12 protein-coding genes are annotated in these 15,684 nt (G+C 46.2%); 9 read left to right on the top strand and 3 right to left on the bottom strand.

Annotated features, from left to right (window positions below; translation table 11 throughout):
* The first annotated feature begins 19 nt into the window (after nt 1–19).
* The 3 genes from DSOL_RS00405 to DSOL_RS00395 all read left to right on the top strand — a co-directional run bounded on the left by DSOL_RS00405 (nt 20) and on the right by DSOL_RS00395 (nt 3,592).
* Entirely contained in the window at nt 20–1,168 is a 1,149-nt protein-coding gene (locus tag DSOL_RS00405; protein WP_075362924.1) for a murein hydrolase activator EnvC family protein, read from the top strand.
* A gap of 72 nt (nt 1,169–1,240) precedes the next feature.
* On the top strand, nt 1,241–2,422 hold the full coding sequence (locus DSOL_RS00400; protein WP_075362923.1) for a S41 family peptidase: 1,182 nt from the start codon (nt 1,241–1,243) through the stop codon (nt 2,420–2,422).
* Nucleotides 2,423–2,557: 135 nt separating this feature from the next.
* The gene (locus DSOL_RS00395; RefSeq protein ID WP_075362922.1) at nt 2,558–3,592 is read left to right on the top strand and encodes a hypothetical protein; all 1,035 of its coding nucleotides are present in this window, start codon (nt 2,558–2,560) and stop codon (nt 3,590–3,592) included.
* Between the two features lie 31 nt (nt 3,593–3,623).
* On the opposite strand, the gene DSOL_RS00390 is transcribed toward DSOL_RS00395, so the two are convergent.
* Together DSOL_RS00390 and DSOL_RS00385 are read right to left on the bottom strand one after the other, a co-directional pair.
* Nucleotides 3,624–4,466: an HDOD domain-containing protein gene (locus DSOL_RS00390; protein WP_075362921.1), complete on the bottom strand. Its 843-nt coding sequence runs from the start codon at nt 4,464–4,466 to the stop codon at nt 3,624–3,626.
* A gap of 155 nt (nt 4,467–4,621) precedes the next feature.
* The gene (locus DSOL_RS00385; protein ID WP_075362920.1) at nt 4,622–4,960 is read right to left on the bottom strand and encodes a phage holin family protein; all 339 of its coding nucleotides are present in this window, start codon (nt 4,958–4,960) and stop codon (nt 4,622–4,624) included.
* A 91-nt stretch (nt 4,961–5,051) separates the two neighbouring features.
* On the opposite strand from DSOL_RS00385, the gene DSOL_RS00380 reads away from it, so the two are divergent.
* The 6 genes from DSOL_RS00380 to DSOL_RS00355 all read left to right on the top strand — a co-directional run bounded on the left by DSOL_RS00380 (nt 5,052) and on the right by DSOL_RS00355 (nt 14,930).
* Nucleotides 5,052–6,425, top strand: a complete 1,374-nt coding sequence (locus DSOL_RS00380) for a sugar ABC transporter substrate-binding protein (RefSeq protein WP_075362919.1) — start codon at nt 5,052–5,054, stop codon at nt 6,423–6,425.
* 266 nt (nt 6,426–6,691) lie between these two features.
* A complete protein-coding gene (uvrB, locus tag DSOL_RS00375) occupies nt 6,692–8,722 on the top strand; it encodes an excinuclease ABC subunit UvrB (protein WP_075362918.1) in 2,031 nt (676 codons plus the stop codon).
* Between the two features lie 104 nt (nt 8,723–8,826).
* On the top strand, nt 8,827–11,643 hold the full coding sequence (gene uvrA, locus DSOL_RS00370; RefSeq protein ID WP_075362917.1) for an excinuclease ABC subunit UvrA: 2,817 nt from the start codon (nt 8,827–8,829) through the stop codon (nt 11,641–11,643).
* Nucleotides 11,644–11,783: 140 nt separating this feature from the next.
* The gene (locus tag DSOL_RS00365) at nt 11,784–12,596 is read left to right on the top strand and encodes a Cof-type HAD-IIB family hydrolase (protein ID WP_075362916.1); all 813 of its coding nucleotides are present in this window, start codon (nt 11,784–11,786) and stop codon (nt 12,594–12,596) included.
* Between the two features lie 72 nt (nt 12,597–12,668).
* Nucleotides 12,669–13,682, top strand: a complete 1,014-nt coding sequence (locus DSOL_RS00360) for an alpha-hydroxy-acid oxidizing protein (protein WP_075362915.1) — start codon at nt 12,669–12,671, stop codon at nt 13,680–13,682.
* Nucleotides 13,683–13,889: 207 nt separating this feature from the next.
* On the top strand, nt 13,890–14,930 hold the full coding sequence (locus DSOL_RS00355) for a polysaccharide deacetylase family protein (RefSeq protein WP_075362914.1): 1,041 nt from the start codon (nt 13,890–13,892) through the stop codon (nt 14,928–14,930).
* Between the two features lie 128 nt (nt 14,931–15,058).
* On the opposite strand, the gene DSOL_RS00350 is transcribed toward DSOL_RS00355, so the two are convergent.
* On the bottom strand, nt 15,059–15,541 hold the full coding sequence (locus DSOL_RS00350; RefSeq protein WP_075362913.1) for a hypothetical protein: 483 nt from the start codon (nt 15,539–15,541) through the stop codon (nt 15,059–15,061).
* Nucleotides 15,542–15,684 lie beyond the last annotated feature (143 nt).

The following is a 15,684-nucleotide window of genomic DNA, read 5'->3' as shown; positions in this document are numbered from 1 at the left end:
TTGAGGACGGAGGGGTCGTATGTTTCATAAAAAGATAATACCGATTGCGGTACTAAGCCTTTTTTTGCTTGGGACATCGGCATTCCCTTCTCGAGCAGATGTACTGCGAGATGCTGTTCAGCAGCAGCAAGATATTGCAACCCAAAAGAATCAAGCGCAGGGGAAGCTCAACCAATTAACGTATACGGCAGATAAGATGAAGGCTCAATTGGCTCAACTAGAAACTCAAATCGCTGCTGCTCAGAAACTTTTGGATCAGAAGCGTACAGCTTATGCTCAAGCCCAAACACTGGTGATTTCTGCTCAAAAGGAATTGGATCAAAAGCAGAAAGAGCTAGAAGACCGCCAGAGTGCTTTAGGAAAACGAGCTAGGGGAATCTACGAGAGTGGGCAAATCAGCTATTTGGAACTGCTCTTTCAGTCCTCGGATCTCAGTGAGTTTATCACGAGAATGGAGTATTTCACCAAATTGGTGGACAATGATCGCCAGTTATTGACGGATATTAAATCCCAAAAGGAACAAATTGCCCAAAAAACGCGCGAATTGCAGAGCAGAAGAGACCAAGCCGCACAGCTTCAGGCACAAGCGGAATCTGTTAATGTGAATTTAGATAAGACAAAAACCCAACAACGCGTTGCCTTGGACCAGAATCAGAAGGCAATCCAAGCGTCTTTTGATGATGTAGACCGTTTGGAAGCCGAGGCGAATGCCTGGAGCGATAAGATTCGGAAAATGCAGGCTGCTCAGTCGGCACGCACCGGGGGAGTCAGTGGCACCATCTCAGTTTGGCCAGTTCCAGGCTACTATGAAATAAGTGACCCTTTTGGTTGGCGAACTCACCCCATTACACATAAACGAAGTTTGCATACCGGAACAGATATTGTGGCGCCGCTTGGAACTCAGATTCATGCCACTGGCGCAGGGATTGTTATTATGGCCGGCTGGAATGAGGCTTATGGAAATATGGTAATTATCGACCATGGTGGTGGGGTATCTTCACTTTATGGACATCAATCGCGCTTGAATGTCACAGAAGGCCAAACGGTTCAAGCGAATCAAGTCATAGGATATGTTGGCTCGACAGGGTGGAGTACAGGATCACATCTGCATTTCGAGGTCCGGGAAGGTGGAAACCCTACTGACCCTTTGCGTTTTTTCCCTAATTGAGGGATAAGCAGTATTTCTACACAGGGATAAGCATATAATAGAGCGAGACTTGAGGGAAGGGGTTTGACTTTATTGCAGGAGTGGAACTGGAAAAGAATAGCTAAACATGTCGGAATAGTCCTTCTGATATTTTCTGTCTTGGTCACGACAATAGTGGGAGGGATTATTCTTACCAACGTTGATAACGTAGGGCGGTTAGTTCACGTTGTACAACTAATTCGCAGTGATTACTTAGAAAAGGTAACGACCGATCAGCTTGTAGAAGGAGCCACAAAAGGGATTGTTGAGCAGCTCGGAGATCCCTATTCAACGTATATGAATGCCAAGGAGAATCAAGAACTTTTCCAAGTTCTGGAGGGGAAGTTCGGTGGGGTAGGGATTGTACTTAGTTTGAAGGATCCTAAAAAACTTGTGGTATTGCGCCCTATCAAGAATTCCCCAGCCAGTAAGGCAGGTATCCAATCGGGCGACGTTGTCAGCAAAATTAATGATTCAGAGACGGCTGGGATGGAGCAAGACAAAGCGGTAGGCATGATGCGCGGGGATCCGGGCACGAAGGTCAGCTTAGCCCTGTATCGAGAGAGTACGCATAAGACCTTTACCGTGAGTCTGACGAGAGAGAACATTACCGTTCCAACGGTTGAAGGAGAAGCACTGCCGGGACACTCGGATATTGCGTATATCAGTATTTCTCAGTTTGCCTCAGATACAGGAACTGAACTTAAAGATACCCTAAAAACAATGGACATCAAGAAATTCAAGGGTCTGATCTTGGACATGAGGTATAATCATGGTGGAGAGCTGAATGCTGCTGTTCAGGTTGCCAGTTATTTTATTCCAGAGGGACCGGTCGTTTACATTGTAGATAAACAAGGAAATGTTGATACAAAAATGGCCACGGGTACCTATTTGGGAATGCCAATGGTTGTTCTTGTCAATGAAGAAAGTGCTTCTGCGGCGGAGATTGTGGCAGGAGCGATTAAGGACAAAGGAACGGCAAGTCTTGTGGGAGTTAAAACATTTGGCAAAGGGATCGTGCAAACGATTTTCCCCTTAGATGCCGGAACGAGCGTCAAACTAACAACAGCCAAATATTTGACTCCGAATAAGGTGGATATCCACAAAAAAGGGATCGAGCCGGATATCAAGGTGGAACTAAACAAAGGACAGCAAGCTACTATTTCGCCAATTGACACTAATTTTGATTCCCAACTCCAAAAAGCCCTTCAAACATTACAGGGAAAACTGAAATAGAGTTCGAACGACACGCTGGAAGATAGAGCGTGTCGTTTTTTTCCGATAAGCAAAGCAAACCCCCATGATTAGTGACGCACGTAGGCGTTGTTGCATAGACTACGCCGAGTATAAATAACGACGGGGGTAACAAGCATGGGAAATAAAACAGGGGTGCGACATTACTTTGCCGAAGGAATGACCACGAGAGGATACATATCTCTGTTGCCAAACATGATGCCGAGTTGGCAGCGGGCGTATGTCTTATTGGGAGGCCCGGGGACAGGTAAATCAACGTTGATCAAGGTTATTGGCTTAGAATTACTGGATAGGGGATATGACATTGATTTCTTGCGCTCGGCAAGAGATCCAGATTCTATGGCCGGCTTCATCATGCCGCATAAGGGGTTGACGATGCTGGATGCCATGGAGGTTTCGCCGCTACGCTGGCGTGCGCCTGGTGTTGTGGAGAAATTCGTTGATTTTAGTATGTTCTGTGACGAACGCAAATTGGAGAATCAACGGCCAGTCATCACGAAAATTGAAGATCGAATGCAAGGACTTCAGCTGTCCCTAGAGGAAGAGTTGACTGCAGAACTTGGGTCGCTGATTAGGAATAGAGCACACAAACCCCATATTGAAAAAGAAGATCTCTCATGGATATTAGATAATGCAGCTCGCCTAAAGGTTAAGAGGGAGCACACTGGGCCTTGGCCCCTTGCAGAAAATGCTCTCAAACTTTTGCAGAAAAGCGTCGTTAATCCTTATTTTTTACATGGTTTAACTACGGAAGGATGGCTCAATCTTGCACCTCATTTTCTGGCAGACTTCGATCAAATTCGACTCGAAGGAGACGAAACACTGGATGCCTTAGATTGGGTTTTGCGCGAAGCACAACAATTGGGACAGTTAATTGAGATTGTCTTGCATCCGCTTAATCCGGATGAAGTCATTGGGATTGTTTTTCCCGAAAGGCATTTGGCAATTTGGCAGGGAAATCCCGAAAACTTAGGAGATCAAGGATTAGAACGACCGTTTAGTGAGAAATTAAAAGAGACCTTAGTGTCTTGGCAAACAAATAGATCTCAACTAAAAGGAATATATATGGATGCTGTAAATTTTGATCAATTAGATGCCTATCGGGAAACCCTGCTTAACCAGATTTTGTGTGAATTGCAATCGAAGGGGTGATTTTTAGTTAGTTGCACGATGCATCATGCCACTAACTAAATAAAGTAGGATCTACGAGTAAATCCCCGAGGCCTTCCATAATAAGTTCAAGGTCGGACTCTTTGAGGGTTAAGTTTTCGAGAGATTCTTGTTGTAGTGGGTTTAAAAAGCTGTCCACGCCGCCTCCAATTCCTAGTGAGCTGGCAAGTCCATTGGCTACGTGAATGACACTGGCCAGTTCTGCGTAATTTCCAGCGCCGGAGGGGAAATGATGATAGGAAATGGCGGCCACAAGATCCTCAGGTAAATTCCAACGTTTGGCTAGCAATCCGCCGACTGTGGCGTGATTATACCCAATTACTTTTTCTTCAAGCTCTACATAGGAAAGTTTAGCTTCACTCACCTTTTTTAAAAGATAAGGACCCACCTCCTGAACATAAATAGAGATAATTAGTTTTCCAATATCATGCAGTAAGCCAGCGGTAAAGGCAACATCTCCGAAAGGGAGCTTTAATTTTTGACACAAACGTTTTGCTGTCATGGCGGTAAGCATGGAATGTTTCCAGAGTCCCTCTTGTTCAATCTCGTACCCATTAAGTTGGGTCTTCAGTAAGGGGGCGACAGCGGAAACCATTGCTAATCCTTGAGTTGCCTGAAAACCAAGCACGACGATGGCTTCCTGAAGAGACGAGATTCGCCTCGCGTAACCATAGTAGGAGGAATTGGCTTGTCGGAGCATGCCAGCAGCCAGTGCAGGGTCCTGGGCTATCACGGTTTCAAGCTCTCTCACAGATGTAGCAGGATTTTTGGTTAAGGCAATCACTCGAAGAGCGGACGTAGGCAGAGGGGGCAGAGCCTGGATGCGGTTTAATACATGTTCCAACTTGATAGGCAAGAAAAGCCCTCCTTTATCTATTTTTGTACCAGTCAGAAAGTATAAGTTTCGGGTGGCATAAGTGCAACTAAGGCGACCGCCTTCGCCAAGGCTGACAGAATGACTAATACGTGCGAAGACAGTGTCTTCGGGCGCTAGCCAAGTTTTCTTTATGGCTATTTAAAGAGATGAGTTAGAATTAAACTAATGATACTAAGGACTAAGGCGCCGATGAAGGCACTAGAAAAACTACTAATGGTAAATCCAGGGACAAGCTTGGCTGTCAAGGCTAGCATGGTCCCATTAAGGACGAGGGTAAATAACCCTAAGGTTAAAAGTTGCAACGGAAAAGTAAAAAATGAAAAAACGGGTCGTACGAGAGTATTAACAAGCCCCCAAACGAGAGCAGCCATGATGGCGGTCGATAGACCAGCTAGTTGAAGGCCTGGAACAATCATAGTCATCAGAATGAGTGCCAGAGCATTGATTAATAAACGCCCAATTAGTCCAAACATTAAAGAGTCCTCCTTTAACTGCATTTTTTTAGGATAGCAAGGGAAAACTAGTCTAAAGAATTAAGGTGGAGCTTCGAAAGGAGCGTGTCCCATGTCAAAAAGAGTGCGATCCCTTTTAATTGTTATTTCCTTATGTCTTAGTTTAACAATAACAGGCTGTGGTCTACAAGCCCTTTTAGGAATCAAAAACAAAACTTCTTCAACTACAAAGGGGGGGACAGAGCCCGTTATTGCCGTTTCTTTAAACCCAGACGATCCAAACAAACTATTAATTTCCAAAGGAATCGACGATCTGGCGAAGAAAGAAAATGCCAAAGTGAAGTATATGGACCAAAGTGGAGCGAGCACAAGCACAGAATCCCCTTTGAAAGGGGCTAAGATTCTAATTTATCAGGGAGGAGATGCAAGTCTTTTACAGAAATCCCAAACAGATAAAATTCCAATTTTGGCCTTAACTAAACTTCCAACAGGGGTGAAGCCCGAAGGAATAGTGACTCCAGATCAGGAGAAGGTTGGCGAACTTATGGCCCAATCATTAGTGAGTAAAGTGACGGAGGGTCAGGTCGTAATTTTACAGGATGACCCAAATGAAGGCGGATCCCAGAAACAAGTAGCTGGAAATAGAGCAGTGCTTAGTAAATATCCTAAAATAACTGTACAAACGATTGCCAACCCCCTAGGTTCTGAATCCGTCACCAAGCAAGGGTTAGTGGATTTTCTCCAGAAAAATCCTGGCAAGGTTCAGGGTGTGTTGGCTCAAAACGAAAAATTGGCAGCGATAGCAAACACAGTCCTGAAACAAGCGCAGTTAGATAAGAAGATTATTTTAGTCGGAGGAGAGGCCAGTGTTCCATCCTTAGAACGGATGACCAGCGGTGATCAAGTTGGTGACGTTGATACATCCCCGTATCTTCAGGGTGTCAATGCCTATCAATGGGCTCAAAAAATTATTAAGAAACAGCCATTAGATGTCAACGATTCTATTACAAGTGAGCAAGGGGAAATTCCAGCAAAGATTATTCAGGTTAAAGCTGTTACACCCGATAATCTCGCGGTGGTTCAAAAGAGTTACACTAAGACTCTTCAAAGTGCAGAACAAGATAAGAAACAAAAGGATCAGCAGGCGCAAAAGACACAACAGGGAAGTCAATCTTCACAGAGTAAAGATCAAGGAACCGCCAAAGAAAAGGCCGGTGAGAAGCAAGGGACAAGTGGTGGAGGAGATCAGGCTCAAGGGAAGTCGAGTTCTATCCCTGCAGGGGTCCAAAAAGTTACGGAACGGATAAAGACGGAAACAACGCGCGAGTATCTAGATGCTCAAGGAAAAGTTATTGGTACCGAGAAAACTGCCAACGAGCAGGTCAAGACCGTTCCCCCGGAAATGTTAAAGCAACAGACCGAGCAAACAAGTGATACGTCGAAATCTCAAGGTCAGGGGGATCAGTCGAAGGATAAAGGGAAATAAGGAAAATACTTAAAGTCGAAGGTGCCTTCGACTTTAAGTCTATATTAGGGGCAGAAGGAATGCATTTTTGGAGGTCTTCACTTGGTAATGGTTGGGGTTGATGGGAAGTGTTGGAACTCTTGCGAAGTAAATATAAATTTGAATAAGCAAAGCCTTAGATGTAAAATAAACTAAGAAGAATTATAATCATTAAGTTCTTCAATTGAAGGATTTAATGATTATTTTCGTCATTTCTAGATTATATTTATGGAAAGGGAGATCGGAGCATGGAATTTCGTTTGCATGCCCCTTACCAACCTTCAGGAGATCAGCCTCAGGCTATAGACGAGCTTATCGCTGGAGTAAATGAAGGTCGGAGATATCAAACATTGCTCGGAGTTACAGGCTCGGGCAAGACGTTTACGATGGCTAATATAATAACGAAGGTGCAGCGGCCAACACTGATTCTGGCCCATAACAAAACATTGGCTGCGCAATTGTATAGCGAATTTAAAGAGTATTTCCCTGAAAATGCCGTGGAATACTTTGTGAGTTACTATGATTATTACCAACCAGAGGCGTATGTTCCCTCCAGCGATACGTTTATCGAGAAGGACGCTTCGATCAACGACGAGATCGAAAAACTGCGTCACTCGGCGACTGCTGCGCTTTTGGAGCGGCGTGATGTGATTGTGGTGGCCAGCGTTTCCTGTATTTACGGTTTAGGTTCACCGGAGGAGTATCGCGATCTTGTACTTTCGCTACGGCAGGGACAAGTCGTGGATCGTAACGAGATTTTGCGTAAGCTCATTGCCATTCAATATGATCGTAATGATGTGGCTTTTACCCGGGGAACATTTCGAGTAAGAGGGGATGTCGTGGAGATCTATCCCTCGAGTTCCAGTGAACGGGTGATTCGGGTGGAAATGTTCGGCGATGAAATCGAACATATTTACGAGATCAATGTGCTAACCGGGGAGATACTAGCGGAACGGAACCATGTCTCGATTTTCCCAAATTCGCACTATGTCACTGCCCACGAAAAGGTCATGGAGGCTGCTGAGAATATCGAGCAAGAGCTGGAGGAACGACTTAAGGTCTTCGAATCGGAGAACAAACTTCTCGAAGGACAACGCTTGGAACAGCGAACACGCTATGACTTAGAAATGCTCCGAGAAATGGGTTTTTGCAATGGGATCGAAAATTATTCCCGTCACTTGACCTTCCGTGAGCCAGGGGAGACCCCCTATACCTTACTTCATTATTTCCCAGAGGATTTCCTCCTTTTTGTGGATGAATCCCACGTTTCACTTCCCCAGGTCAGAGGCATGTATGAAGGAGACCGATCACGTAAAACCACATTAGTGAACTATGGTTTTCGCCTCCCGTCAGCGTTGGATAATCGACCGCTGAGGTTTGCCGAATTTGAACGGAAGATTAAGCAAAGCATCTATGTAAGCGCGACCCCAGGGCCTTATGAATTGGAGCACTGTCCGACGGTGGTAGAACAGATTATTCGTCCCACGGGGTTGTTGGATCCGGAGATTCATGTCCGCCAAACTAAGGGTCAGATCGATGATTTGCTTGGGGAAATCAGAGCGCGGATCGCTAAAAATGAGCGAGTTCTCGTGACGACTCTAACTAAGAAGATGGCCGAGGATTTGACGGATTACCTTAAAAACTTAGAGATTAAGGTTAAGTACCTCCACTCGGACATTAAGACACTTGAACGAGTGGAAATCCTTCGGGAGCTTCGCCTTGGGGACATTGACGTGGTGGTTGGGATTAACCTTCTGCGGGAAGGACTTGACTTGCCAGAGGTGTCTCTGGTGGCAATTCTCGACGCCGACAAAGAAGGATTCCTTAGATCAGACCGCTCGCTCATTCAGACCATTGGTCGAGCAGCCCGCCACGCCCAGGGTAAAGTCATCATGTATGGCGACAAGATCACCCGCTCAATGCAGCTTGCCCTGGATGAGACGAATCGACGTCGAACGATCCAAAAGGCCTGGAACGATAAAATGGGAATTACTCCCCAAACCATCTATAAGAAGGTTCATGACGCACCAGAGGCAACCAAAGTTGCCGAAATGAAAAAGGCCTACGGCTCAAAACTCCCTCCCGAAGAGCTAGCCAACCTTATTAAGAGCCTAGAAGACGAAATGCGCCTAGCAGCCCGAGACTTGGATTTTGAACGAGCCGCTGAAATCCGAGATGCTATGATTGAGCTAAAAGGGGAAGAAAATAAATACAAAATGACCAGTCAACAACGAGGGAATGCTAGGTATAAGCGATCAAAGCGAGAAAGCAAGAAGTGAAGCAGAGCATGGAACTCCCACTTATAGAAGTGGGAGTCTTGGAAGTGGATAAAATGCAAGTCAAGAACCGTCCCCAACTTGCATCCTAGATTAGGAGGCCAATCATGACCCAAGACTACCTACGCGTGCGGGGTGCACGCGCTCATAACTTAAAAAACATCAACATCGATATCCCACGTGACAAACTAGTCGTAATCACTGGATTGTCCGGCTCAGGGAAATCATCCCTAGCCTTTGATACAATTTATGCCGAAGGACAGCGACGTTATGTGGAATCTCTTTCAGCTTATGCCCGCCAGTTCTTGGGCCAAATGGACAAGCCAGATGTGGATTCCATCGAGGGTCTTTCTCCAGCCATTTCCATTGACCAGAAGACGACCAACCGCAATCCTAGGTCGACAGTGGGCACGGCGACAGAGGTTTCAGATTATCTTCGTCTGCTGTATGCTCGGATCGGGCATCCCCACTGTCCCAAGTGTGGGCGAGGGATTTCTCAGCAAACGATTCAGCAAATGGTAGACCAGCTCATGTGTTTACCTGAGCGCACCAAATTGCAGATCTTGGCTCCGCTCGTGAAGGGGAAAAAAGGAGAACATCAAAAGGCCTTGGAGGACGTTCGCAAGGCTGGGTATGTCCGCGTGCGTGTGGACGGGGAAACAAGGGACCTTAGTGAAGAGATCAAACTGACCAAGAACAAAAAACACTCCATTGAAGTCGTGATTGATCGTATTTCCCTGAAGCCTGAAAGCGCCGAACGTTTAGCGGATTCTTTGGAAACAGCGCTCAAACTCGGCGAAGGGAATCTCATCGCGGACATTATCGACGGAGAGGAGATGCTCTTCAGCGAGAACTTCGCCTGTCCAGATTGTGGGATCGCTCTCGAAGAGATTTCCCCTCGACTTTTTTCCTTTAACAGTCCCTATGGTGCTTGCCCTGCGTGTACTGGACTAGGGGCAAATCTTGTAGTCGACATCGACCTGCTCATTCCGGACCGTTCCCTGTCTATGGCAACCGGGGCGATAGCACCTTGGGCAAAATCTACCTCAACCTATTACCCCAAAATGATGGGGGCCGTAGCTCAGAACTTGGGATTTGGGATGGAAACCCCCTTAAAAGAACTCACGGATCACCAGTGGAAAGGATTGCTCTACGGAACAGAGAGCCCTATTTCGTTCCAGTATCAGAATATCTTCGATCAATTAAAGACGTATAATACCAACTTCGAAGGACTTGTCCCCCTTTTCGAACGCAGGTACCGGGAGTCAACTTCAGAAATGGTGCGTGCCGAAATCGAAGGATATATGAGTGAAAACCCTTGCCCAGAGTGTCAAGGGAAACGCCTGAAACCAGAAGCGTTAGCCGTGAAGGTGGGCGGAATCTCTATTGATGATTTGACTCGTCTTCCGATTATAGAAACACTAAGTTTCCTCAATAAACTGAGCCTCACGCCGAAAGAAGAAACCATTGCCCACCAGATTTTGAAGGAAATCAGAGAGAGACTTGGATTCCTGATGAACGTTGGTTTGGACTATCTGACCCTCGGACGGGCAGCTGGTTCACTCTCAGGTGGAGAAGCACAGCGCATTCGTCTTGCGACACAGATCGGGTCAAGCCTAATGGGGGTCCTTTATGTCCTAGATGAACCGAGTATTGGGCTTCACCAGCGAGATAATGCTCGTTTGCTTACAACCCTTAAACATTTAAGGGACCTCGGAAATACCCTGATTGTGGTAGAGCATGATGAGGATACGATGGTTGCCGCAGACCATATTATTGATATCGGTCCTGGAGCTGGGGCTCACGGCGGGCGGGTTGTGGCCGAGGGCACGATTGAGGAAATCAGGGCCAATAAAGACTCCATCACAGGGCAGTATTTGAGTGGTACAAAACAGATTGCAGTGCCCAAGCATCGTCGACAGCCGAACGGAAAGTGGCTTGAAGTTTCTGGCGTACGAGAAAACAACCTGAAAAATATCCATGTGCGCATCCCTTTAGGGGTCTTCACCTGTGTGACCGGAGTTTCCGGCTCAGGTAAAAGTACCTTGGTCAACGAGATCATCTATAAAGGACTTGCGTCCAAACTTAATGGAGCAAGGCTTCGTGCTGGGGCTCATGATCGGTTGGAGGGGTTGGAGCATCTGGAAAAGGTCATTGAAATTGATCAATCTCCGATCGGGCGGACTCCTCGCTCAAACCCCGCAACCTATACCGGTGTTTTCGATTTTATCCGAGAACTCTTTTCCATAACCCCAGAGGCCAAGGTGCGGGGTTACAAACCAGGACGGTTTAGCTTTAATGTCAAAGGCGGACGCTGTGAGGCCTGCCGTGGAGATGGAATTATCAAGATTGAGATGCATTTCTTGCCGGATGTCTACGTTCCATGTGAAGTGTGTGAAGGAAAGCGGTATAACCGTGAGACCTTAGAAGTGCGTTATAAAGGAAAAAGTATTGCAGAAGTCCTAGAGATGACCGTGGATGAAGCAGTGGAGTTTTTCAAAGTAGTCCAAAAAATTGCCCGCAAATTCCAGACGATGCAGGATGTGGGGCTTGGCTACATTCGTCTGGGGCAACCCGCAACCACATTATCTGGGGGAGAAGCACAGCGTATTAAACTTGCCACAGAGTTGAGCCGACGCAGCACGGGGAAGACGATATATATTCTTGATGAACCGACGACAGGCTTGCACACTGCAGACATAGACAAGCTCCTTCATGTCCTTCATCGTTTGGTGGATGCTGGGGATACGGTACTCGTCATTGAGCATAATCTTGATGTTATCAAAACGGCAGACTGGCTTATTGACCTTGGACCGGAAGGGGGAAACCGAGGCGGAGAAGTCGTAATCGCAGGGACACCGGAGGAGATCGCTGCTTTCCCACCATCCTATACAGGGCAGTATTTAAAGCGTTATTTAGGCTAGTTTAGCTTGTGAGCTAGCTTAATTCTTGATAGATCAAAAGGATGACGACATAAGGGATTTGTCTCGAAATAATTTGTCAAAAGGGAAAGGAAAGTCCCTTCAATTGTCGAATGAAGAGTTAGCAAGGAGTGGCAAAGGTATTGGCGATTCGATTAGTAGCTATGGATCTTGATGACACATTGCTTAGGGATAATTGGACGATCTCTCCCCGTGTCGTAAAAGCGATTCAAAAAGCACAGGCACAGGGTGTTAAAATGACTATTGCAACCGGGCGGATGCCCATTTCTACGCGTCCCTATGCAGAACAACTGGGGCTGGATGTCCCCGTGATCACGTACCATGGGGCGATGATCCAACAAGTTTTAAGTGGAGAGATTCTATTTCGGCGCGTTATCCCCAGCTCGTTGGCTGCAGAGATTGTCCAAGATGTTGCGGATCGAGGGCTTTATGCTCAAGTTTATCTCAAAGATCGAGTTATTACTCCCCAAGTGAATGAATGGTCACGGGAGTATGCTCGGATCGCAAGTGTTCATATTGAGGAAGCAGACCTGTCCATCCTGCTTTCCCAGGAACTAGAAGGGGTAGAGAAGATCCTCCTTATGGCTGAGGAAACGGAGCTCGATCAATTGGCCCCCTTGTTGGGACAACGCTATGGGGAAAAGGTGCACATTACAAAATCAAAGCCCTGTTTCTTGGAGATGACGGATTGTACCGTCAATAAGGGTGTCGCTTTAGCCGCTTTGGCAAAACAATTTGGAATTGCCCAAGAAGAGGTTATGGCCATCGGGGATAGTTTCAATGATTTGGAAATGATTAAATACGCGGGTGTAGGAGTGGCCATGGGAAATGCTCGCCAGGAAATTAAGGAACAGGCGGATATCGTAACGACCACCAATGAGGAAGACGGAGTCGCGGAGGCCATTGAACGATATGTTTTGGATAGAATTTTGTAGGGGCACGATGCATTGTGCCTGAACGTGACAAAAAGGGAAAAAGATAAGAATTAATGAGTGGAGGATTTTGAAATGGATATGAAAACAGTTCGCCAAACTGCGCGGGAAAAGCTCAAGGGGTTTTGTCGGGTTTGCCCCGAATGTAATGGAAAGGTCTGTGCAGGGGAAGTTCCGGGCATGGGAGGGTTGGGTACTGCGGCATCGTTTAAAAATAACGTGGAAGCACTGGCAGCGTTTCGCCTAAATATGAGAACACTTCACGCTGCTAAAAACCCAGATACAAGGTACAAACTGTTTGGTCAAGAGCTTTCAACTCCGATTCTTGGTGCACCTATTACCGGGAATGTGTATAACATGGGTGGTGCTTTGAATGAAGAGGAATGGGCAGAGGCCATCATTCAGGGATGTCTTGCGACAGGAACCATAGGGTGTACTGGGGACGGAGCAGACCCTGCTATGTATAATTCCGGAGTGGATGAGATTATTAAAGCCCAAGGCCGTGGGATTCCGTTCATTAAACCACGGGAGCAGGAAGAAGTTCTCAAATATCTGCGACGTGCGGAGGAAGCAAAGGTCCTTGCGGTGGGCATGGATACAGATGGAGCTGGCCTGGTCACGATGGCTTTAAAGGGTCAGCCTGTTGGGCCAAAAACTAAAGATGAAATGAAAGAGATCATTTCTAGCACGTCTTTGCCCTTTATTATAAAAGGAATTATGACGGTGGACGAAGCTGAAATGGCCCTGGAGGTGGGTGCTGCTGCACTTGTCGTATCGAATCACGGAGGACGAGTGCTTGATCACACGCCAGGGACGGCTGAAATTGTCTCGGAAATTGCTGCTGTGGTTGATGGACGAATTCCTGTGATTGTTGACGGCGGAGTTCGAACCGGTACGGATGTTTTAAAAATGTTGGCACTTGGTGCGGATGCAGTCCTGATTGGCAGGCCACTCGTAATTGCGGCTTATGGCGGAGGTGCCGAAGGAGTTGCCTTAGCGATTAACACAATGACCAATGAACTCAAACAAGCTATGATTTTGACGGGTTGCCCAACTCTAAACGATATAACGATGGATGTTTTGTATTAAATTATAATAAGAAAAAGACGGTACAGGCACTTTCTGTCTCAAACGGAATATATTTATGAAAATCAGCGTAAAGGACTCAGAGATCTTAAGGATAAGTTGAACTCTTCACTCATCTAGGAACTAAATATGTGATACTCGGCATTCTGATCTTGGACTACGGATTTCGAACCTCGAATCTCAACTATGGGCAAGGTAGGGACAGACATAATGTGGAAAAATAATGGGCAAACATGGCGCGCAACTCTTGTGATGTTGACACTTCTGTCAAGTGTATATCTGAGTGGATGCCAACAGGACACGTCGACGAAGGCGATGGTTTCTTTGGCAGGGACGACTGTACCATCTCAAACTTCGGAGTTAGCAAGTGAGGGGAAAGAAATTCCGCATTCTCCGGACATCCCACAAGGACCCATTCCAGAACAAAAAAATGGAACACCCCCTGAGACAGTTCCGCCAATAACTGACCAGACCCCTACGGTTCTGGTCGACGAAAGTGACAATAATCCCGCGCCCACGCCCCCGCCGGCTCTTCCTCAAACACCAATTCATCCATACTATGACTTGAGTGGGACCCCACCGAGTGCACCTGGGTTGGCTATGCGCGTAAGAATCTTTAACGAAGAGCCACCAAAGATTGCCTATTTGACGTTTGATGACGGACCTTATCCCGAAACGACTCCTCGTATCCTTAAAATCCTTCAGGATGAGGGTGTAAAAGCAACATTTTTCGTCTTAGGCAAGCAAGTTGAGAGCTATCCAAATCTTTTGAAGGCCGAATACGATCAAGGGGAAGGAATCGGTAATCACAGCTATTCTCATAATTACCATTTACTTTATCGTAGCCCTGAGGCCTTTATTGCTGAAATTAAACAAACGGAAGAACTCATTTTTAAGACGATTGGAATCCGCCCCAGGATTGTGCGGGCGCCCGGAGGAACCCAGGGCCATTTTCATGTCAATTATTACAATGCACTGGATGCTGCGGATTACTTGATTTATGATTGGAATGTAAGCAGCGGAGATGCTGCAGCCTCTCACGTCCCGGCTAATCAACTCGTCCGTAATATTGAAAGTCAAGTACCTGGTCGGACGAGAATTGTTATCCTGATGCATGACGCCGGTGCTAAGGTCACAACCGTTGATGCGCTTCCCCGGATTATACAGTATCTCAAGCAACAGGGATACGCTTTCGGGGTGCTTACACCAAAAGTTGCACCAGTTCTTTTCCCAGGCGGATTTCATGGCTAAAGTTTCAATTTCTTCGATCCAATGATTATCAATTGGGGGACTAAACCTCCATTCACATCACAAAAGTAAAAATAATTAACAAAAGCCCCTACAGAATTCTCTCTGCTGGGGCTTTTGTATCCCAATGTTTAAACAGGACGACGAATCAAGGCGCGAATACGCAACTCGTGATCTCCCAGGACTTCGGAAACAGAACGGAACATCTCGTGAAGGTCGTTGACCTTATTATTGATAACCATGAGCGTCGCTATGATATCACTTTCTTCATGCTTTTCTAACCAACTCAGGCGATTATCAATACTGTCAAGCCGTTGATCGACCTGATCAAAGCGTTGATCCACTTGGATGAAGCGTTGATCGACCTGATCAAAGCGTTGATCCACTTGGATGAAGCGTTGATCGACCTGATCAAAGCGTTGATCCACTTGGATGAAGCGTTGATCGACCTGATCAAAGCGTTGATCCACTTGGATGAAGCGTTGATCGACCTGATCAAAGCGTTGATCCACTTGGATGAAGCGTTGGTCAACCTGATCGAAGCGTTCAGTCATGTCTTGGCGAAGGGATTTAATCTCCGCTAAAATTAGAACTTGAAATTCCTCATTGGTCATGTATAAAACATCCTTTCAATGAGATTCTCTATTGTTAAGTTTAGCATATTCGATTTAAAGGATCCATACCTATTTTACGCATCAAAGATGCCCACTTGTATGAGTAAGTAAGTTAGTGGGTATTCAGTTGCTTGTTTCGAATG

The sequence above is a fragment of the Desulfosporosinus metallidurans genome (assembly GCF_001936615.1).
Lineage (GTDB): Bacteria > Bacillota > Desulfitobacteriia > Desulfitobacteriales > Desulfitobacteriaceae > Desulfosporosinus > Desulfosporosinus metallidurans.
Note: the sequence above shows the minus strand (reverse complement) of the source record. Positions and strands in the feature narration are given on the sequence as shown.